Consider the following 22,806-nt stretch of genomic DNA (forward strand, 5'->3'; position numbering starts at 1 on the left):
TACATTTCAAACTAATAATCAGTTTTCAAAGAACAATCAAAAATCTGGTGGTTATAGCATAGAGGTCACACCTGTTCCCATGCCGAACACAGAAGTTAAGCTCTATTACGGTGAAGATATTACTTATGTGAGAAAATAGCAAGCTGCCAGTTTTATAAGAATCCTAGTGGTTCTTTTTTTTTATTTCTTTTTAAAATCACTAATCTTTTATTAATAATTTATATAGGTTAATCTCTTACTTTATAATAATATTAGACTAAAAGAAAAGAGAAAATAAATGCAACATATAGTTAAAAACTATTTAAAAACTTTTTTTCAAAAAAATTATGTTTCAACATTTGGGATTCTTCTTTTTATTATTACTTTAGTAACTGTTATTATAGGAATGCTTGCTACACCATTGCAATTAAATAATAGAATCAATTATTTAGCAAAAAACAATACTAGTTATAATTCAGTATTAGATACAAAATCAATGAATTATAATCCTGAATTTAGTTATAATTTTTTTTATTTAAATAGAGAAATTAATAATAAAGACACTAATAGTACAAAATTATCTGATCTTTATATTAAAGCTATTAATTCTCAATTAGAAAGTAATTTTGATACTAGTAGTGATAAAAAAGATAATAATTTGTATATTTATGATGTTAATAGCGCTGATAATAAAATTAAAATTAATTTCATTAGTAATTTAATTAATAGTGATTTATTTAGATATAGAAATGGCGCTTTAATTAAAATTGAATCTTATATATTAAATAAAAATTATGAAAGTAATAATAACCAAAATAGTTTTTTAAATATTTCTAATCAAATTTTAAAGAGAATAATTGCTGATTTTCATCAAAGTATGACTGATGGGTTTTATTTAGATGATAAATCTAAATATGATTATGTTATTTCAGAATTTTATAAAGCTTATTCTCGTTTTAATAGTTTTTTAACAATTAATGAAATTAAATTAATTGATAAACCTATTCTAACTTTAAAATTTACTGATATTTTAAGTAAGTTTAATAATAATAAAATAGATGAAATAATAAACTTTTTAAAAAAGCAATTAGATGATTTAAAAAATCAAATCAAAAACTATAAAAAAGAAAAAACTTATTTACCTTCTTTTTTAGTTTTTTCAAAAGAATTTACAAGAGAATTAGCTGATGAAAAATTTTTATATGATGATCGTATTTATATTGTTGATCAGTTATTAAATAACACTGATAATTTTTCATTACAAATCAAAAAAAGTTTTAAAATTCAACAAAGTTCAGTTGGACAATTACTACCCTTTTTAACATTACAATTAACCTCAGATAATCAAGTATTTAAAAATACTAAAAAAGACTTTAACGAAATTCAGTTTGATAAAAATCATAAAAATTCTAAATTAGCTAATAAATGAAATCCAAACATTAGTTATCAAAAAAAAGTGAATCCAACTGAAATAGTTATTTCATCTTCATATGCAAAAACAAGAAATTTAAAAATTAATGATGAATTTGTTATTCCAAGTTCTAATATTTCTGATATTTATTTAAATTTAATTAACAAAAAAGATGCTTATTATTTAAATTCAATAAATAGCAAAATAGTTGGAATTGGTTCAACTTTTGATGATATAGTTTCTAAAAATTCAGTTACTGACTATTTTCAAAATAAAACTAGTTATGTAGTTGGATATACTAGTAAAGAATTTATTAATTCAATAAGAAACTCTAGATGAAACTTTGCAAACAAAATTGATACTTCATATCAAGTAAACTTTAGAGTTAAAAATTTAAATAATGTTTCAACAAATCAATTAAATCAACATTTTATTATTAAATTTGATAATGATTCTAGTCAAAATTTTTCAGTTTTTGACAAAACTAATTTTTTAATTACTGAATGATATTCACTAAGAACTTCTCAAGCAATTAGTACTATAAAAGTTCAAGTAATAATTTATATTGTTATAGGTGTATTTGTTTTATTACTTTCATTTGTTTTTATTAATTTTGCATTAAAAAAAGAAATTAACGAAACAAGAAGACAAATTGGAATTTTTAAATCCTTTGGTTATAAAGTAGTTGAACTTTCTTGAATATTTGCTTTTAAGACTTGATTAACAATCTTTTTTGGATTAATTATTGGATACATTTTATCAATTCCAATTCAAATATATTCATCTTCAAATTTTATTAACTCTGTAACATTTACTTTTAATAATATTTATATTTCACCATTATTATTAATTTTTTTGATTTTAATTATTCCATTAATATTTTTAATGGGTTCTTATTTAGCTTCAATTATTTATATTAAAGAACCAGTTTTATCATTAATGAATAATTCTAAAAAATTAAAAAGAACAAAAAGTGGTGCATTTACAAACTTATTATCCAAACACAATATTGGGTTTAATTATAGAATGCGTTTATCTTTTATTAAAAATGCTAAGGGTAAATTTGCAGTTGTTCAAATTCTTTCTGGTTTTGCTTCTCTAACTTATACTTTATTATTTGTTGCTCAAGCTATTTTATTTCAATCAATTAACCAAAGTTTATCAGTAATTAAAGATGATGTTATTACTAAGTCAGCTTGGAATGTTAATAAAAAAATTGATAATACTAGTAAAAATGATAAGTTAGCTTATGTTAATCCAAATGATCCTAATACAAGACAAACTTTAACTTATCATGATTTAAATAAAAAAAATATTAATAATTATTTAAATAGTGATCCTAAACAAACTGATAGTAGATATAGAGTAGATTTATTTTTAAAAATTTTAAATAATACTTTTAATTCACTTTCAAATGACAAAAAAATTTCAATGATATTACCACTAGAGTATGCTAAAAAAACTTTAGTTCCATTTTTACAACCAGGTAAAACAGAAACTAATGATTATGAAGTTTTAACTAAAGAAAATGATTATTATTTAAGTTATATTAGTAAATTTAATTTGTATAATGAAAATCCAAAATGAATAACTGCTTTAAATGATTTTAAAAATAATAAAAAAATCAATTTAACAATAAAAGATTTATTAAATGACAATAATCATCTTAATAAAATATTTTATGATTTAAATTCAGCTACTGATGAACAATTACAAAACACTATTATAGGCTTACAAGCAAATAAAAATAATTTAAATAATTCAATCTTTTTAAGTTCATTTGCTAAAATTTTTTCTTATAAATTAGTACAAGCTTATAGTTTTTATAAAGTATTTAATAATTATAAAGAGTCAAAAAATAATATACAAAAAGCTTGAGATCTTTTAACTAAAGATAATGATTTATTAAAATTTAATCCAAATGATCAAAAATACTGAACTATTGCAAATAATCCCTTATTAGAAAAAATTATTAATGATAATTTAAAAAATAATAAAAATAAAAAAGAACAAAAAAATGTTTTAGATTCTAATCCTAATTTTTCAATTGATTCTTTATTAAATTCAACAAATTTATCAAATGCTAGTCAAAGTATTTTATTAGCTTCTATGATTATGCAAAATCTAGATAATAAGTTTGAAAAAAATCCTATTGTTAGCTTTAATCAAATGTTTTATGATTCAACTACAGATTTATTATCAGCTACAGTGCTTGCTTCAAATAGTGATGTTTTAAATCCTGGTTCTTATGCTTTAGTATTATATAGATTAAAAGATCATAAGTTTGGTGATATTAATCAATTTTTAAATTTTAAAGGAGTAAGTTTAAAAGCTTTTCAAGATCTAAGAAAATTACCAAAAAGATATAAAAATTTACCGACATTTAATGTTATTGTTCCTTATTATTATGCACAAGCAAATAATTTAGTAATTGATAGTAAAATTGTTGTTGAGACTAAATCAACTTTTGTAAAAAAATTTGTTTTAAATGTTGTTGGGATTAATAAATCTGAAACTTTATCAATTTCAAAAACTCCTAATATATTTTTAGATTATGACTTATTTGCTAGTGAAATGTTTTCTCAAGATTTATATAAAAATAACAATCCTTTAATTTTTAATCAGTTGTGAAGTAAAAATAAAATTTTAGAAGGGACAATTAATTTTTCTAAATTAGATGATTCTTTTAAAACAATTAAATACTATGGAAACAATTTAGCAATTGATATTAACAAATCTGCGCCAATCTTTTTATCAATGTATTCAACTATATTTACTGAATTTAATAATTTTATTTCAAAATACAAGACTTTAGATTTAGCAAACGATATTTATAATACTCCAAATCCTGCTATTCAAAATTTAAGTAGATTAAATTCAAAATTATTTAACTTTAATTTAGTAAAACAAACAATTGATAAAATTACAAAAATTACAAATCAAGTAATGTTGTTATTTATTTTATTAGTAAGTTTGTTATTAACAATTATTTTAGTAGTTGTGATGAATATTATTGTTGATGAAGCTAAAAAAACTATTTTAACACTAAGAGCTATTGGGTATGAAAATAGTGAAGTAAATTGAATTGTTATGGGTAGTTATATAATTGGGGCTATTGTTTCATTTATTATTGCTTATTTATTATCTAATTTAATTTGATGATCATTTTTATATTATGTAAGTCACAAATGACATATTTATATTTTTTTAGGATTTGATTTTAAAACTTTATTTGTTACATTTATTGTGATTGCTCTTATATTATTTATAGGTTGAGTATTTTCAAATAAACAAGTTAAAAAAACTCCTTTAACTCAAATCACTCAAGCTGAATAAAGTAGGTAAATATGGTTGATTTTATATTAATTAAAAATAACTTTTTTAAAAACAATGTTTCTAAAAAACAAAAAACTAAATATTTAAATATTAATATTAATTGAACTTTTTTTGATTTTAATAAAATTTTAAATAAACCGGATTTTATTACTTATTTACAAAACTCATCTAAATTAATTTTTTCTTATTTGATGATTAATGTGATTGAACAAAAAATTGATCAAATTAGAGATTTATTTAATAAAACTAATGATGCTTGTATTAAATATTTATTAAAAACAAATAATGATAATTTTATAGAAATTAACTATAAAAAGTTTTTATTAACAAGTTATACTTTATTAAAAACTTTTATTAATGAAGTTTTTATTTATTGAATTTTTAATGATGCTTTAAAAAATCATTGAATTGAATTTAACAAAAGTTATGATAATAATTTAATGTTTAAATATAAGTTTGAAAGACTAGAATTAGATTTTCAAAAAAACTTATTTAATATTATTAAAGCAATTAATAAAAAAATAGATGATCCTATAATTAGAATCTTAATTTCAGCTTATATTGAAGATATTAATAATAAGCAAATTTATTTAAATCAAATTCAAAAAAAATTAAAATAAAATATAAAATGTGTTTAGAAAGAAAAAAATATGATAGAACAATTAAATGAAATTTTAAATAGTTTTAAAACTAAATTAAAATCAGTTAAAGATCTAAATAATTTAGAAGAGCTAAAAAAAGAATTTGTTGGAAAAGATTCTAGTTTAACTACAATTTTAAAATCAATTAAAACTATTAGTAATGAACAAAAGCAAGAAATTGGTAAATTAGCAAATCAAATTAGAACTACTATTATTGATAATTTAAACAACAAACAAGAAAAATTAAAAAATAAAGAATTATTAATAAAATTAGAAAAAGAAAAAATTGATGTTAGTTTAAAAAATTCTAGTTTAAAATTTGGTTCAAAACATGTTTTAAATATAGTTATTGAAGAAATTAGTGATATTTTTACTGAAATTGGTTTTGAAATGGTTAGTGGAACTGAAATCGAATCTGATTTATACAATTTTCAAAAACTAAATTTACCACTAGATCATCCTGCAAGAGATATGCAAGATACTTTTTATTTAGATAATAATTTGGTTTTAAGAACACATTGTACTAATATGACTTCAAGAATGTTAACTAAATTAGCTAGTTTGAAAACTGATGAAAATAATTTAGCTGTAATTAGTTATGGAAATGTTTATAGAAGAGATGATGATGATGCTACTCATTCTCATCAATTTATGCAAATAGATGGATTTGTTGTTGGAAATAAAATAAGCTTTGCTAATTTAAAATGAATTTTAAAATATATGTGCCAAAGATTATTTAACAAAGATATTAATATTAGATTGCGTCCAAGTTATTTTCCTTTTACTGAACCAAGTGTTGAAGTTGATGTAAGTTGTTTTAAATGTGATTCTAAAGGATGTTTTATTTGTAAAAAAACTGGTTGAATTGAAATACTAGGTGCTGGGATGATTAATGAACAAGTTTTGAAATTAAACGGATTAGATTCAACTAAATGCTCAGGACTAGCTTTTGGTATTGGTATTGAAAGAATTGCTATGTTAAAATTTAATATTTCAAATATTAGAAACTTTTATGAAAATAATGTTAAATTTTTAGAGCAATTTAAATTTTATTCAGAATAGGAGTTTGTATGATTATTACAAGAAATTGATTAAAAAAATATCTTAATTTAGATAACATTTCAAATGATCAAATTAATATGGCTTTAAATTCTTTAGGATTTGAAGTTGATAATGTTTATGATTTAAACTCACTAAATTCTGAACTAATTTTAGGTTATATAGAAGAATCAAAACAAATTTTAAATACTCATTTGAAATTAAATAAAGTTAATATAGGAACCAAAAGTTTACAAATTGTTTGTGGAGCTAGTAATGTTGATGTTGATCAATTTGTAGTTGTAGCCCCAATCAATGCAACTATTGCAAATGGTTTAACTTTAACTAATAAAAAAATTCAAAACTATGAATCACAAGGAATGATTTGTGCTTTAAATGAAATTGGTATTAGCCAATCTGTTATTAATAAAGAAGACCAGTTAAAAATTTATAATCTTTTTGATAAAAAATTAGATTTAAAAAAATATTTAGGAAAAGATGTTAAACAAATTATTGGTTTAGATGATTATTTATTTGAAGTTGATTTAACTTTAAATAGAAGTGATTGTTTAGCTAGTTTTCAAATTTTAAAAGAACTTGCAAATTATTTTGATTTAGAAATTAAAAATTATGATAATAAATTTAATGATTTTAAAGAAAATAATTTAGATTTAAAAATAACAATTAATAAAAAGATTGAAGAACAAATAAGAACTATTAGTTATTCAAATTTTGTTTTAAATAATCATTTAAACAAATTAGACTCAATTGATGATATTTTTTTAAAATTAAACCAAATTAGTTCAACTAATAATTTGATAAATGATCTAAGTTTACTTTCAACACTTGCAACAGCTCAAGCTCATATTTTAATTGATTTAGATAAATTAAAAAATTTTAATTTAAAATTAGAATTAATTAATCATAATGATAAAGAATTTTTGTGTTTAACTAGTGATAATCAAATAGTTAATATTATAGGTTTACAAACTGAATCTAACTTTAGTATTGATAGTAATTCTAAAAATGTTTTAAACATTATGTTAAATATTGAACCTAATTTAATGAGAAAACAACAAAAACTTTTAAATACTTCTAATATTAATTTACAAAGATACATTAAACCAATTAACCCTAATTTATTTGATTTAGCTAATTCAAACTTAGCTAATTTATTAAGTAGCTATAATTTAGTTAATAAAGCTTATAAAGTCAAAGTTTTAAAACAAACTTATAAAAATAAAACTGAATTTGAAATTAAAATATCTGAAATTAATGATTTACTAGGAACTGATTTAACTATTAATCAAATTAAAAATCTATTTAAAAAATTAGATTTTAAAATTAATAATAAAAATGACTTATTAACTTTTAGTATTGATCCAAACAGAATTGATATACTAAGTAAAAATGATTTATGTGAAGAAGTTGCTAGATTATATTCATATGATAATATTCAAGAAGTTGCTTTAAGTTTTATTAGTTTTAAAAAACCAAAAAATTTAAGTTTAAAATTAGAAAATAAATTAACTAATTATTTAATTGGTTTAGGGTTTAATAATACTAAAACTTATTCTTTAACAAATCAAATTGATGCAAGTCATTGAAACTTATTTAATATCTCAGATTTTATTAATTTATTATCACCATTATCAAATTTAAGACAAACTTATAGAACTAGTTTAAGTAAATCATTAATTGATACTGCTATTTATAATCATTCTATTAATAACAAAGAATTAAAATTATTTGAAATTGCAGATATTTATAATTTAAATCAATCAAAACAAAGACATTTAGTATTTTTAACAAGTCATCATATTTATAAAAATGTCTTAAATCATCAATTAATTGAAAATAATTTTTATTATAATAAAGAAATTTTAGAAAATATTTTTGATTTATATAATTTAGATTTTAGTCAAATTAAATATGTTAATAATTTGGATGTTATTAAAGAAATTCATCCTTATATTAATGCATCTATTTATTATCAAGAACAATTAATTGGCTTTATTTATCAATTAAACCCCAAATTTGAAGCTGAAAATAAATTAAATAAAACTTTTGTTTGTGAAATTAATTTAGATATTTTAAATAAATTAAAAAATAATATTATAGAAGCAAAAACACTAAGTAAATTTCAAAGTTCTTCAAGAGATTTAACAATAGAAATTTCAAATGATTTAAATTATCAAGACATTTTATTAAAAGCTATTAGGGATGTTAAATATATAACTAATAACAAAATTGTAGATTTATATTTAGATGATAAACTAGCTAAAAATAATACAAAAGCTTTAACTATTCAATTTATATTTAATGACTTAGAACATCAATTAACTGAAGCTGAAATTAATACAGAATTTGAAAAAATTATTTCTAATGTTAAAAAAATGAAAGTAGTGATTAGATAATGAAATTAGTTTTTAGTATTAATGATTTTAAAACTAAAAAACATTATAAACTTAAAGATGAATTAACTGATTTAAATAGTTACCAATCAAATAATATTTTAATCAAGTCATATGATTATATTAGTTATGATTTAGATCTTGATTATAATGAATCAATTAAAACTATTTATATTAATGGAATAATTAATTATACAATTACTGGTATTGATTCAAGAATAGGAAATGAGATTAAATATAATAATTCTATTGACTGAAATGATGAGTATAGTTTTACTAATAATAGTGATTTTAATACTAACATTATTATTAGTGATCAATTTAATTTATTAGATTATATAATTGAGCAAATAAATCTTAATATTCCTTTCAATTTATCTTTAAATAATGATATACTTAAAAAGTATGGTCTTGGATGAAGTTTAGAAAGTGAAGATAACTTTCAAAATTCTAAAAATGATCAAATAGATCCAAGATGAGAACAACTTGATAATTTTAAATTAGATAAAACTAAATAAGGAGGTGTATTAACATGGCAGTACCATTTAGAAAAACTAGTAAATCTGCAAAAAATAAAAGAAGAAGTCATTTAGCACTTTCAGTTGCTAGTTTAGTGTCATGTACTAATTGTGGGGCTATGATTAAACCTCATCATGTATGTAAAGAATGCGGATTTTACAAAAACAAAGAAGTTAAAGTAGTAGAAGCATAATAACATATCTTTTAATTTGGTTGTACTTGATACAACCTTTTTTTATTTTTCATCTAAAGTGGTATATTAATAATGAACAGTGGATAAAAGTGATAAATAAATGTTATTTGATACATATGAACATTGTATTGATGCAAAACAACGTTTAACTATACTAGCTAAATTAAGAAATAAACTTTCAAATCCAATTTATTTAACCAAAGGATTTGATGCTGATTTAGAAATTTGATCAAAAGATGATTTTTTATTACAAATAAAGAAACATTTAAATAAAATGAGCGATTTAAAAGATATTAGAAATCTTGAAAGAATTATTTGATCAAATACTGTTGAAATTGATATTGATAATTTAAGAAGAATTAAAATTCCTTACTATCTAATTCAAAGTTTAAACATTTAAAAAGATGTTTTTATTTTAAAGTTAGTAAATCACTTAGAAATATGAAGTAAAAATAAATATAATCAACATAAAAAAAGAATTTATAAAAAATAAAAAATAGTTAGGAAATTATATGGACAAACATATTCCAGTTTTATTAGATGAAAGTATTAAATATTTAAATATCAAGCCTAATGGTATTTATGTTGATTGTACACTTGGAAGAGCTGGACACGCTAGTGAGATTTTACAAAGGCTTAGTCAGAATGGTTTTTTATATGCAATTGATCAAGATAAAGTTGCAATTGATCAAGCAAAAGAAAAATTAGAAAAAATTAGTAACAATTTTTTTCTAATTCAAGGTAATTTTTCAAATTTATCAGCTTTGCTAGCTATTAATCATGTATTTAATGTTGATGGTATTTTATATGATTTAGGAGTTTCTTCGCCTCAGTTAGATATTGGATCTAGAGGATTTAGTTATAAAATTGATGGTCCATTAGATATGAGAATGGATATTACTAACAACAGTTTGACAGCAGATATTATAGTTAATCAATATCCAGAAACTCAGATTGCAGATATTTTATTTAAATATGGTGAAGAAAGTTTTGCAAAAAATATAGCTAAAAAAATTGTTTTATCCCGTCCAATTAATTCAACATTAAAATTAGTTGAAGTAATTAAATCCGCATTGCCTCAAAAAGTTTTAAAACAAAAAAAACACCCAGCTAAAAAAACTTTTCAAGCATTAAGAATTTTTATAAATAATGAATTAATAGTTTTAGAAAATTCTTTAAAACAAGCTTTAGAATTATTAAATAGTAAGGGAAGAATTTGTGTTATTACTTTTCATTCTTTAGAAGAAAAAATAGTTAAAAATATTTTTAATAATAGTACAAATTATTTTCAAGAACAATTATTTAATAATTTGCCAATTAAAGCAAACTTAAATTCTCAATTTAAATTAGTAATCAAAAAACCGATTAAACCAAGTTTATTAGAATTAGAAAATAATTATCGTTCTCATAGTGCAAAACTTTGAGTTATTGAAAAAAATTAGAGGTATTTATGGATAAACAAATATTTCCAATTATTGAATTTAATAAAAATGTTATTAATTTTCAAATTGTAAAATATTTTAATGACCAAGCTATTATTATGTATAAAAATACTTATATATCAGATGAATTTGAAATTCTAGATAAATATCAAATTAAAGATAATTTAAATATTTATAAATTTTTAGTTAATTGTTTTAATGAATTTGAAAAAAACTCTAATTTTTCAAAGATCAAACAAGTTGGTTTGATGATTTCAAACTCAGTTAATATTACTAAAAAAATAATAAACTTTGATTTAAAATCTAAAGACAAAAAAACAATTTTAGATACAAATTTAGACTATATTATTAAAAAAATAAATAAGTTACAAACTGAAGAAGATTCAAGTTTAAAAGTATTAGATTCTAAATTAGTAGAATTACAAGTTAATAATAAAATAATTGATTATCAAAAATTAGATAAATATTACATTAATAGTGTTGATAATAAATTAATAATGATTTTTTTAGAATTATCAATTACTTATGATCTTTATTGTTCACTAGAAAAGCTTTTTTCAAAATTAAATAAACAAATTGCTTTTGTTAAACCAAGAATTTTGTGTTTAAATCAACTAGTAAAAAATCAATGTAAAGATCATAAATTAATAATTGATTGAAATTTAGATCAAATTGAAGTTGGTGTTTTTCAAAACAATGTTTTATTAAAAATTTTAAAATTTTCTTTTGGAATAAATAAAATTATTAAAAATCTTAGTCAATTATTAAACATTAGTTTAGAAATGAGTAAAGATTATTTATTTAATAATCTAGATTTTTCTTCTTTTAATATAGATAATTTAAATGTTTTAAGTTTATGAAATAATTCAGAAAATAAATTAGAGATAACTAATGGAAAACAATTAAGAAATAACATTAAAAATATTATCAGTGAAATTTATTTAGCAATTAAACAAAATGTTTTAAAAGATCAAGACATAAATATTTATCAAGTTTATAACTTTGGAATAATTAATAAAATTTTAGCAATTAAAACAATATTAAAAGATTTGAAAAATGATCATTTTATAACTAGCAATTTTTTAGGAGATTTAAACTTTGAGCAAGATTCAAGTGCTTTTATAGCAGCTAGTTTATATTTTAAAAATAACGAATTTACTAGTTAAAATTCTTTAAAAATACTATTTCTATAAAGGTTTTTTTATAAATTCCAAAAAGCACTACTAAGATAAAAATATTTTTAAAAATCAATATATCATTATTATTAGAAAGGGCTAAAATATGACAAACCAATTTAAACAAATAGCAAGAATTAAAGTATTAGGTGTTGGTGGAGCTGGAAACAATGCCATTAGAAGAATGTTTGAAGAAAATGTTCAAGGTGTTGAATTTTATATTATAAATACTGATGCACAAATTTTAGAATCTTCACCAGTACCAAACAAAATTATATTAGGAGAAAAAACTACTAAAGGACTAGGAGCTGGAGGAAATCCTGAAGTAGGAAAAGCAGCAGCTATTGAAAGTGAAGAAGAAATAAGAAAAGTAGTTGAGGGTGCTGATTTAATTTTTATTGCTGCTGGAATGGGAGGAGGTACTGGAACTGGTGCTGCTCCTGTAATTGCTAAAATTGCTCAAGAATCTGGAGCATTAGTAATTGGAATTGTAACTAAACCATTTATTTTTGAAGGAAGACATAGAAATATTAATGCTAAAGAAGGTTTAGAAGAATTAAGAAAATATGTTGATTCAGTAATAGTTGTTTCAAATGATAAATTATTAGAGTACATTGGATCAATTCCAATTGCTGAGTCATTTAAAGAAGCTGATACTATTTTAAAACAAGGTGTTCAAACTATAACTGATTTAATTGCAGTTCCAGCTACAATTAATTTAGACTTTGCTGATGTTAAGACAGTTATGTATAAAAAGGGAAATGCTTTATTTGGAATAGGAGTAGCTTCTGGAAAAGATAAAGCTGTTGAAGCTGCAAAAGAAGCAATTTCATCAAAATTATTAGAAGCTTCAATTGAAGGAGCTAAAGATATTATTGTAAATATTACTGGTGGAAGAACAGTAAGTTTAAACGATGCTTATGATGTAGTTGGAGTTATTAGTCAAGCTGTAAATAATAAAGAATTAAACATTGTTTTTGGTATGGCTATTAATGATGATTTAACAGATGATGATGAAATTATTGTAACTGTTATAGCAACAGGTTTTGATAATAAAAACTTACAAAATCATGAACCAAATATTGTAAAATCAAATAAATCTGAAATGCAATCAGAAGTTATGAAAAAATCAGAAACAAAAGAAACTGAAGAAGAAAATGATGAATTTGATGATGAAATGAGTTTAACAACAACAGAAGATACTGAAGAAGATTTCAATGATGATGATTTTCCAACATTTTTAAAATAGGAGATAAATATTATGTTTTTTAAAAAGAAAAAAAGTAATTTTAAACACGATGATAAAGATCAAGATCAAATAGAATTTGAATTGACTGATTCTGATTTTTATGAAAATGAAAGTTCTATTTTAAAAGATAGTCATAATCAACAAAGTACTTCTAATCAAAATTATCAAACAAATAATTTTGATAATGACTCTAGTTTTAAAGACGATCATTTAGATTTTGAAAAAACTCATATTAATACATATGTTTTTAGTCCTATGAAATTTTCTGAAATTAAATCAGTTGTTGATACTTTATTAGAACATAGTGTTGTTGTTGTAGATTTTAAAAACTTAGATGACACTAAAGCTAAACGTTTTAAAGATTTTCTTTCTGGAGTTTTATATATTAAAAAAGGTGAATATATTAGACTTAATGAAAATATTTATAAATTTATAATTAAAAATTAAAATAATTTATTTAATTCTTATTAATTTAAAAATGAATGATAAATATCCAAATCTAGCAAAAACTATGATTAATATGTGAAACTCTAGATTTTCAAAAACTATTCACAAAAGAGATGAAGGTTTTGCTATTAATTTTAGCCCTATTAAAATATTTTCATTTCTTAATTCAATAAATAGAAATTCAAATAAAAAATTAAAAATTAAAGAATACAAAAATCCTAATTTGAATTTTTGAATTTATTCATTAGATAATACAAAATTAGCTGCAAGTATTTGATTAAATGAAAAAGAATCTAATAAATGAGTAATTGGTGTGCATGGGTATAATTCTAATCGTTTAGATGTTTTATATTTAATATGACATTATCAAAGTTTAGGATATAATATTTTAACTTTTGATTTTAGAAATCATGGTATTAGTGATTCTAATTGCATTACTTGAGGTTATAAAGAAAAATGAGATTTAATTGCTGTTATTAATTGGTTAATTAAAAACTATGATGTTAGTTTAATTGGATTAGTTGGAACTAGTATGGGTGCTTTTACAACTAATTATTTTTTATTAACAGAAAACGATTTGATTAAAAAAGCAAATGTTAAATGAGCAGTTTCTGATTCTTCATATATGTCTGTTAAAAATCTTTTACAAAGAATGATTAAAGATTATTCTCCTAAATTTTTAACTAATCTTTCAAAAGATGTTTTAGATAATATTTTAGAAATTTATAAAAATGAATATGATGTTGATTTAACTAAATTAGATTTTGTTAAGTTAATTTCAATTAATACAAAATATATTCCAGTTTTATATATTCATAATCGTCTAGATAAAGTCACAAGTTATTTAGATAGTTTTAGAATGTATCAAATGAAAAATAATATTGAAAATAGTTTTGCTAATCAAATTGAAATTTATGATCGCGGAACTCATCATACTAAATCTATTATTGAATTTGAAAATGAATATGTAAGTAAAAGTTTAAATTTTGTTAAATTACAAGAAAAAAATAATCACAAACAACAATAAAATTTATAAAATACTACTATAAATTTATTTGAATTTATTTTAAATATTCATTACTTAATTAACTTGATTAATATTAGTAATCCTTATTAAATAATTGCTGTGATAACTTAAAATAAAACTAAAAATGAACTTTTAAAAGTTCTTTTTTTGTTTTTTACATTTCTTAATACTAATATTAGTAAAAATGAAACTTTAATAAATAAAATTAATAAATTTAGATGTCAACTATACATTATAAATTAGTAAAAAATTAAAAAATATTAGTCAATAAGATTAAACATTACTTTTTAGTATTTTATTTTTTATTAAATAACTAGAAAAAATAGACAATAACCTTAATTTAATATAAAATAACCTTAATATAAAAAGACACATTTTATAAATAAACTTTTTTCAGAGAGCTAATGGTTGGTGAAAATTAGTAAAAGAATTTATAAAATATCACTTTTTATCTTCAAAAAAGAAAAGCTATAGCTGAGTAGAATTTTGCGGTTGTCACGTTAAAACTATAAAGATAAATTATAGAATATTTTTATAATTTAATTAGGATGGTACCGCGGTAAATCGCTCCTTAGTGGAGTGATTTTTTGTTTTTAGAAAGGAAGAAAAATATGTCAAATAAATATAAAGACACATTACTAATTGGTCAAACTAATTTTGATATGCGTGCAAATTTAGCTCAAAAAGAGCCTAAAATTGAACAATTTTGACTAGATAACAAAATTTATAATAAAAAAATGAAATTAAATGAAAACAAAAAAATTTTTATTCTACATGATGGACCACCTTATGCAAATGGAGATTTACATATTGGTCATGCTTTAAATAAAACTTTAAAAGATTTCATTGTTAGATATAGAAATGCAGCTGGGTATTATTCTCCTTTTATTATGGGTTGAGATACTCATGGTTTACCTATTGAAAGTGCTATTACTAAAATGGGTGTTGATCGTAAATCTATGAGCAGTGTTGCTTTTAGAGAACTTTGTTATAAATATGCTTTAGGACAAATCCAAAATCAAGCTGATCAATTTAACCGCTTAGGAATGTTTACTGATTATGATGTTAAGTATGTAACTTTAACTCATGATTTTGAAATGTCTGAGCTAAGATTATATGAAAAAATGTATCAAAAAGGATTGATTTATAAAGATTTAAAACCTATTTATTGATCACCATCAAGTGAAACTGCCTTAGCTGATTCTGAAATTGTTTATAAAGATATAACCTCTCCTTCAATTTATGTAGGTTGTGATGTTATTAATAGTGATGAATTTAAAAATACTCAATTAGTTATTTGAACAACTACTCCTTGAACTTTACCATCAAACCAATTAATTGCTATTGGAGAAAAAATTAAATATAGTTTAGTTCAAGTAGAAAATCTTGATAAACAATTTATTTTAGCTTCTGATTTAGTAGATCAAGTAAGTAAAATTATTGGTTGAGAAAATGTTAAAGTAGTTAAAGAATTAGATGCAAATAAATTAGTTGGATTAAATTATGTTCACCCTTTATATGATTCAAAAATTAATAAAATAGTTTTAGGACATCATGTTACAAGTGAGTCTGGATCAGGTTTAGTTCATATTGCTTCAGGATTTGGTGAAGATGACTTTTTAATTGCAAAACAAAATAATGTAAAACCATTTGCTCCACTTGATGATCAAGGAAAATTTACAAATAAAATTGGAGATGTAGATCCAGAAATTGTTGGTATGTTTTATGATGATACTAATAAAATAATTACTAAAAGATTAGAAAATAACCATAAATTATTGAAACTAAACTTTTTAACTCATTCATATCCACATGACTGAAGAACTAAAAAACCAATAATTTATAGATGTACTTTACAATGATTTGTTAACTTAGCTCCAGTTAAAAAAGAAATTTTAAAAAATGTTGATCAAATTGATACTCATCCAAAATGAGCTAAAAAACGTTTATATCAAGTTTTAGATGAAAGACTTGATTGAACTATTTCTCGTCAAAGATTATGAGGAGTTCCAATTATTGCTTTTTATGATCAAAATAATAATTTAGTTTTAAACAATGAAATTTTAAACTATGCAATTAATAAAATTGAAAAAGTTGGGACTAATGCTTGATTTAGTTTAGATGCTGATGAATTTTTACCAGATGAATATAAAAATAAATCATTAAGAAAAGAAAGAGACACTTTAGATGTTTGATTTGATTCAGGAAGTAGTTCAATTGCTTTAAGTGAAAAATATCCTAAGTTACAAGCGCCTTATGATATTTATTTAGAAGGAAATGACCAATATCGTGGTTGATTTAATGCTTCAATGATTAATTCAACTATTTATGCAAACAAATCTCCTTATAAACAATTAGTATCACATGGTATGACTACTGATGAAAAAGGAAATAAAATGTCTAAATCACTTGGTAATGGTGTTGATCCAATTGAATTTTCAAATGAACTTGGTGCTGATATTTTAAGATTATGAGTAGCTTCAACTGACTTTACTGATGATCAAAAAATTGGAAAAGAAATTATTAAACAAATTAGTGAAGCATATAGAAAAATTAGAAACACAATGCGTTTTATTTTAGCTAATTTAAATGATTTTAATCCTAAAACTGATTATCAAGCTAAATTAAGTGAAGTTGATATGTATAGTTTAGCTAACTTAACTACTTTTAAAAATAGAGCTTTACAAGCATATGAAGAATTAAACTTCAATTTAGTTTATACAACAACTATGAATTATGTTACTAAGAATTTATCTGCTTTTTATTTAGATTTTATTAAAGATATTTTATACATTAATAGTAAAAACGATCTAAGAAGAAGACAAGTTCAAACTGTTTTATATGAACAATTGTATTGTTTGATTGATATTTTAAGACCAATTTTAGTTCATACTGTTGAAGAAGTTTATCAAAATTTAAATGACAATAAACTTGAATCAGTTCACTTATTAGATAATAGAGAACAAAACTTTGTTTATGATAAAGAATTTATTGACAAATGAGATAAAGTAATGGTTTTAAGAGATGATGTTAATAAAGCTTTAGAAATTAGTAGAGAAAGTAAAATTATTAATAAAGGATTTGAAGCTGTTGTTTACATTAAATTAGATAAAGAATATGAAAAATTAAAAGATATTAAAGATTTAAGTCAAATCTTTATTGTTAATAGTATTAATTTTGTAGATAATATTGATGATAGTTTTGTTAGAACAAATATTTCATCAATTAAAGTTGTACAAAAACAAGGATTAAAATGCCAAAGATGTTGACAAATCTTTGATAATTTAATTGATGATGAAATTTGTAATCATTGTAATAATGTAGTTAAATCATTATAGGTGAAAAAATGTGAATAAAAGATAAGCTAGTAGAAACAAAAGTTTTTTTAAAAAACCACAATTATCTTTGAAAATTCAAACTAGTAGTATGTTTACCTATTTTTATAAGTTTAATTAGTTTTGATTGAATTACAAAAGCTGTAGTTGTGTCTCATATGAGATTAGGAGAAACTAAAACTTTTATTAGTGGGTTTTTAAACTTTCAATACGTGATTAATCTTGGAATGGCTTATGGTAGGTTACATGACAAATCTTATTTAGTAATTATTTTTGCAACAATTTTTAGTTTATTTTTAACAATAATGTTTATTTTTTTAAATAATAAAAAATGATTAATTGTTCTAGTAATTATATTAGCTGGATCTTGAGGTAATTTATTAGCTAGATTATGAGCTCCAGGTAATGAAGATAATTTATATTATGGAGTTGTTGATTTTTTAACTTGAGATTTTAGTTTACTTAATTCAAGAGATTATGTGTTTAATTTAGCTGATTTGTATGTCAATATTGCAATTGGTTTAACAATTTTATTTACTATTATTGAATTAGTTTTATATATAAAAAGCAAAATTAAAACAAAAAAAGAAAAAATAGAAAATGAACAAAATAACTCTTAATTCATTAAATACAACTTTAAGATTAGATAAATTACTAGTTGAATTATTAACTAGTTATGATTATTCAAGAAGTTATATTCAAAAACTAATTAAAGAAAAATGTATAAGTGTTAATGATCAAATTATTATTAATAATAATTTTTTAGTTAAACCAAATTCTGAAATTGTAATTACTATAAAAGATCCTATTTTAGATACAAATTTAGTTAAAAATAAAGACATTGACTTAGATATTATTTATCAAGATGATGATTTATTAGTTATTAATAAACAAAATAATATAACAGTACATCCAAGTTTAAATAATACAAATAATACAATTGTTAATGCTTTGTTAGCAAGTGATGTTGAACTTTCTTCAATTAATGGTGAGTTACGTCCTGGAATTGTACATAGAATTGATAAACAAACTACAGGTTTATTAATTATTGCAAAAAATGATAAAACTCATAAATTATTAAGTGAAATGTTTAAAAGTCATCGAATTTATAAAGAATATTTAGCGATTGTAACTGGAGTAATTAAGCCAAATAAAGGTTTAATTGATGCTCCAATTGGTAGAAGTCAAACCGATCGTAAAAAAATGAGTGTTACAGCTAAAAACTCAAAACAAGCAATTACAACTTTTGAACTAGTTGAACGATTTTTAAAAAATACTTTAGTAAAATGTCAAATTCAAACTGGAAGAACTCATCAAATTAGAGTACATTTTAACTATATTAATCACCCTGTTTTAAATGATCCAGTTTATGGTAAAAAACACCAAGAATTTACTGATTTTGGTCAATACCTTCACGCTTATAAATTGAAATTTACTCATCCAATTACAAAAAAAGAAATTGAATTGATATCGCCTCTTCCTAAAGAATTTGATGATAAAATTAAAGAATTAAGGGGTGAAAGTAATGACTAATATTTCTACTAGTGATAAAAAAACTTTAGAAAACTTTTTTATTAAAAATTTTAAATATAAGTTATTAAAGTCTAAAGTTAATTCTAGTGTGAGTTATTTATATAGTTCTAGTGAAAAATATCAAGTAATTATTTTAAATTTTGACAATAGTATTTCATTTGAAAAAGAAAAAGAATATATTATTAAAAAGGTTGAAAAGCAAGTAAAAAAACGTGTCAATGTTTTTCATATTATAATTAGTGAAGATAATCAATTGACTACTAAAAATAATTTAGTTGTTTTACAATCTTCAATTCAAGATTTAAAAGCTAATTTAGAACCATATTTTAATAACACGAACTTATTACTTTTTAATAAAATTGAAGATAATGAGTTAAAAGAAAATAAAGAAACAAATGAAGAAAATAATATAAAATTATTTACTAGTTTTTTAGAAAATGTTAAAAATAATAAAATTTCTTTATCTTGAGTTATTTTAATAGTACTTGTTTTAATTCCTAGTATTTTACAAATTATTGGATATTTTATTTTAGAAAAAAATCCAAATAGTAAAAATATTTTAATTTTAGTTTTTGGTGGAACTAATTGAAATTTAACGATTGTTGGAAAACAGTGATGAAGAATTTTTAGTTATGGTATTGCCCCAATTAAACAAAATGGTTTAATTATTGATATTTTAAGTTTATTAATTTTAGGAACTAGCTTTTTTAGTATTTCAAAAATTACTGAAATACAATTAGCAAATACTAAGAAACTAAGTTTAGTGATAATTTTAAGTTATTTAGTTTTAGGTTTATTTTCAAGCAGCGTTTTACCAACAATTTATACTGGTGGAATAATTAGTACTATAGGAATATTTATTGGTGCTTTATTAATTGATGTTTCAGGTTCAAGTACTCCTGTGGCTAAATTTGGTCAGGCAAAAGCTGTAGTTTGTATTTTACTTTTAGTTGGATTTTCATTCTTTTTAGGTGATGGCTGAACTGGATTGTTAATTACTGGAACAGCTATTATTTTAGGAAGTGCTTTTTGAGGAATTTTTAAATTTAATATAAAAGAGTGAAATTGAATCCAATATGTTCATATTGTTTTAATTTTAGCTATTTTAGTTATTAGTTTAACTTTTATTCTATTACCTCATTTAACTCCAGCACTAGATCAACATATTTTGTTAGCTCTATCAACTTATTATAAAAAAGGTTGATTTAGTATTCACAATTTAAATAAAATAGTTAATAATATAGGTTGAGATGGACAATTTAATCAATTTGGAAAGTTCATTACTAATTTTTAAACATTATGAGTAAGAGATTAGATTATTTGTCTTGACAACACTATTTTATGTTAATAGCAAAAGCTAGTGCTATGAGAAGTAAAGATCCAAATACTCAAGTTGGAGCTATTGTTGTTAATGAATTACAACAAATTGTAGCAACTGGATATAATGGATTTCCCCGTGGAGTTAGTGATGATGATTTTCCGTGATCAAAAACTAATGAAGATTGATTAGAAAATAAGTATGCTTATGTTGCTCATGCAGAATTGAATGCAATTGTAAGTAGTAGATCTGATTTAAGTAATTGTGATTTATATGTTACTTTATTTCCGTGCAATGAATGTGCTAAAATTATTATTCAAGCAGGAATTAAAAGAATTTATTATGCAAATGATCCATATCATCAAAAAAAAGAATTTATTGCTTCTAAAAAAATGTTAGATGCAGTTAATATTAAATATATAAAATTACCAGATATTGAAATTAGTTTTAAAGTTAAAGACTAATTTCTTTATCTTTTTTATTGAAAAGAAATAAATTATATGAAAAAACTATTAGTTTTATTATCAAGTAGTATATTTTTTAGTCTAACTACATTATCTATTTATGTTTTAAATATTTCTATAAAAGATAGATTCAATAATACTATTAAAGGAAAATATCCAAAAGTAGATGTTTCTCAACTAAAAATTGAAATTGAAATTGATAGAAATTGTGGAACAGTAGATGTTGTTTTAAGTCCTAAAGATTCAAAGAGTAAATATACAGGTAAATCTACAATACCATGTTATAAAAAATATGATATAAATGATAAAATAGAAGATTTTAACTTACTTCACCCAGAAACTATAGATATTAATACAAAGGAAAATATACTTAATATTCTTAAAAAAAGAAATATTTCCAAACAACTTGAGATAGATTTTGAGATAAAAGATATAAAAGAATCAAGTGCCATATTAGTGGGTATTGAATTTGGCGACTATTATGGTGAAACTGAAATTAAGTTTAAATCTAAAAAAATAACACTAAACTCTGTGATAGATAATGTTAAAATCAGGCTTACGAAACTTAAAGATGATGAAGTTATTAAAATTATTAATAACAAATATCCATCACTAAAAGATATAATTTTATCAATAATAATTGATGATCAAAAGAAAAATATAACTATTAAAGCAAATGAAAATACAAGGTTTTATGGTTCTGTTGTATTATCATATGATTTTGATCTACTAAAACCTACGTTATCTCCTAAAAAAGATGAGTTGGTATCTAAATCATCAACTAGTTCAGAAGTGATAAAAAATAAGAAAAGTGATGAATCACTTCTTAATAAACAAATTTTAGATAAAAAAACAAATAAATTAGTGGATTCAGAAATGATTTCAGATGAATCACAAAGAGAGAAAACATCTAATCAGCTATCTGTACCCAAAAAACTACCAAATGAAGAAAAACCTAAAAAGATAATGCTAAAATCTACATCAGAATTATCCGATCATAAAAAACAATTTGTTGAACCTATGATGGATAAAGAACTTAAACAATTTGGAGCTGACAAAAAAAACGACTACAACACACTAGTTACAGATAAAAGTAAATCTAGTTCTACTACTAATTCTAAAATACCACAAATTCCTAATAAAAAAATATCAACTTCAAATAAGAATTCAAAATCAAGTGGTTCAAAAACTAGTGTTATAGTTGGGTCAACTTTAGGAGTTGGTTTAATTGTTGGTATTGGAGCAACAGGTTCTTGATTTTATTTTTAAAAACGTAAATAACTAA

The 22,806-nt window shown here is 21.5% G+C and carries 17 protein-coding genes, 1 rRNA gene and 1 pseudogene; all 19 read left to right on the top strand.

Annotation, left to right across the window (positions count from 1 at the left end; all coding sequences use genetic code 4):
* The first annotated feature begins 43 nt into the window (after window positions 1-43).
* Window positions 44-152: ribosomal RNA gene (gene rrf, locus MSB_RS01915) — 5S ribosomal RNA — on the top strand.
* A 125-nt stretch (window positions 153-277) separates the two neighbouring features.
* Window positions 278-4,726 (top strand): ABC transporter permease, encoded by a 4,449-nt coding sequence (locus tag MSB_RS01920; protein ID WP_013447695.1) that lies wholly within the window; start codon window positions 278-280, stop codon window positions 4,724-4,726.
* Window positions 4,727-4,737: 11 nt separating this feature from the next.
* A complete protein-coding gene (locus MSB_RS01925; RefSeq protein ID WP_013447696.1) occupies window positions 4,738-5,346 on the top strand; it encodes a hypothetical protein in 609 nt (202 codons plus the stop codon).
* 30 nt (window positions 5,347-5,376) lie between these two features.
* Window positions 5,377-6,429, top strand: coding sequence for a phenylalanine--tRNA ligase subunit alpha (gene pheS / locus MSB_RS01930; RefSeq protein WP_013447697.1), 1,053 nt, complete (start codon window positions 5,377-5,379; stop codon window positions 6,427-6,429).
* A gap of 8 nt (window positions 6,430-6,437) precedes the next feature.
* Window positions 6,438-8,822 (top strand): phenylalanine--tRNA ligase subunit beta, encoded by a 2,385-nt coding sequence (pheT, locus tag MSB_RS01935; protein WP_013447698.1) that lies wholly within the window; start codon window positions 6,438-6,440, stop codon window positions 8,820-8,822.
* Complete coding sequence (locus MSB_RS01940; RefSeq protein WP_013447699.1) at window positions 8,822-9,337, top strand: YceD family protein; 516 nt, start codon at window positions 8,822-8,824, stop codon at window positions 9,335-9,337. Before pheT ends, MSB_RS01940 begins: the two co-directional genes overlap by 1 nt.
* 14 nt (window positions 9,338-9,351) lie before the next feature.
* Window positions 9,352-9,531, top strand: a complete 180-nt coding sequence (gene rpmF / locus MSB_RS01945; protein WP_013447700.1) for a 50S ribosomal protein L32 — start codon at window positions 9,352-9,354, stop codon at window positions 9,529-9,531.
* Between the two features lie 100 nt (window positions 9,532-9,631).
* Window positions 9,632-10,024: pseudogene (locus MSB_RS01950) on the top strand (division/cell wall cluster transcriptional repressor MraZ).
* Window positions 10,025-10,043: 19 nt separating this feature from the next.
* On the top strand, window positions 10,044-10,973 hold the full coding sequence (gene rsmH, locus MSB_RS01955) for a 16S rRNA (cytosine(1402)-N(4))-methyltransferase RsmH (RefSeq protein ID WP_013447702.1): 930 nt from the start codon (window positions 10,044-10,046) through the stop codon (window positions 10,971-10,973).
* An 8-nt stretch (window positions 10,974-10,981) separates the two neighbouring features.
* Window positions 10,982-12,139: a hypothetical protein gene (locus MSB_RS01960; protein ID WP_013447703.1), complete on the top strand. Its 1,158-nt coding sequence runs from the start codon at window positions 10,982-10,984 to the stop codon at window positions 12,137-12,139.
* Between the two features lie 115 nt (window positions 12,140-12,254).
* Window positions 12,255-13,397, top strand: coding sequence for a cell division protein FtsZ (ftsZ, locus tag MSB_RS01965; RefSeq protein ID WP_013447704.1), 1,143 nt, complete (start codon window positions 12,255-12,257; stop codon window positions 13,395-13,397).
* 12 nt (window positions 13,398-13,409) lie between these two features.
* Window positions 13,410-13,844, top strand: a complete 435-nt coding sequence (locus tag MSB_RS01970) for a cell division protein SepF (RefSeq protein ID WP_013447705.1) — start codon at window positions 13,410-13,412, stop codon at window positions 13,842-13,844.
* 31 nt (window positions 13,845-13,875) lie between these two features.
* A complete protein-coding gene (locus MSB_RS01975) occupies window positions 13,876-14,871 on the top strand; it encodes an alpha/beta hydrolase (RefSeq protein ID WP_013447706.1) in 996 nt (331 codons plus the stop codon).
* Window positions 14,872-15,482: 611 nt separating this feature from the next.
* Window positions 15,483-18,209 carry an isoleucine--tRNA ligase gene (gene ileS / locus MSB_RS01980; protein WP_013447707.1) on the top strand — a complete coding sequence of 909 codons (2,727 nt, stop codon included), beginning with the start codon at window positions 15,483-15,485 and terminating at the stop codon, window positions 18,207-18,209.
* A gap of 8 nt (window positions 18,210-18,217) precedes the next feature.
* Complete coding sequence (locus tag MSB_RS01985) at window positions 18,218-18,826, top strand: signal peptidase II (RefSeq protein WP_013447708.1); 609 nt, start codon at window positions 18,218-18,220, stop codon at window positions 18,824-18,826.
* Window positions 18,807-19,739 carry an RluA family pseudouridine synthase gene (locus MSB_RS01990; RefSeq protein ID WP_013447709.1) on the top strand — a complete coding sequence of 311 codons (933 nt, stop codon included), beginning with the start codon at window positions 18,807-18,809 and terminating at the stop codon, window positions 19,737-19,739. The genes MSB_RS01985 and MSB_RS01990 overlap by 20 nt, the downstream gene beginning before the upstream one ends.
* Window positions 19,732-21,033 carry a hypothetical protein gene (locus MSB_RS01995; protein ID WP_013447710.1) on the top strand — a complete coding sequence of 434 codons (1,302 nt, stop codon included), beginning with the start codon at window positions 19,732-19,734 and terminating at the stop codon, window positions 21,031-21,033. Before MSB_RS01990 ends, MSB_RS01995 begins: the two co-directional genes overlap by 8 nt.
* A 5-nt stretch (window positions 21,034-21,038) precedes the next feature.
* Window positions 21,039-21,521, top strand: coding sequence for a deoxycytidylate deaminase (locus tag MSB_RS02000; protein ID WP_013447711.1), 483 nt, complete (start codon window positions 21,039-21,041; stop codon window positions 21,519-21,521).
* 36 nt (window positions 21,522-21,557) lie between these two features.
* Complete coding sequence (locus tag MSB_RS02005; protein WP_013447712.1) at window positions 21,558-22,790, top strand: hypothetical protein; 1,233 nt, start codon at window positions 21,558-21,560, stop codon at window positions 22,788-22,790.
* Window positions 22,791-22,806: the final 16 nt, after the last annotated feature.

The sequence above is a fragment of the Mycoplasma leachii PG50 genome, from assembly GCF_000183365.1.
Lineage (GTDB): Bacteria > Bacillota_I > Bacilli_A > Mycoplasmatales > Mycoplasmataceae > Mycoplasma > Mycoplasma leachii.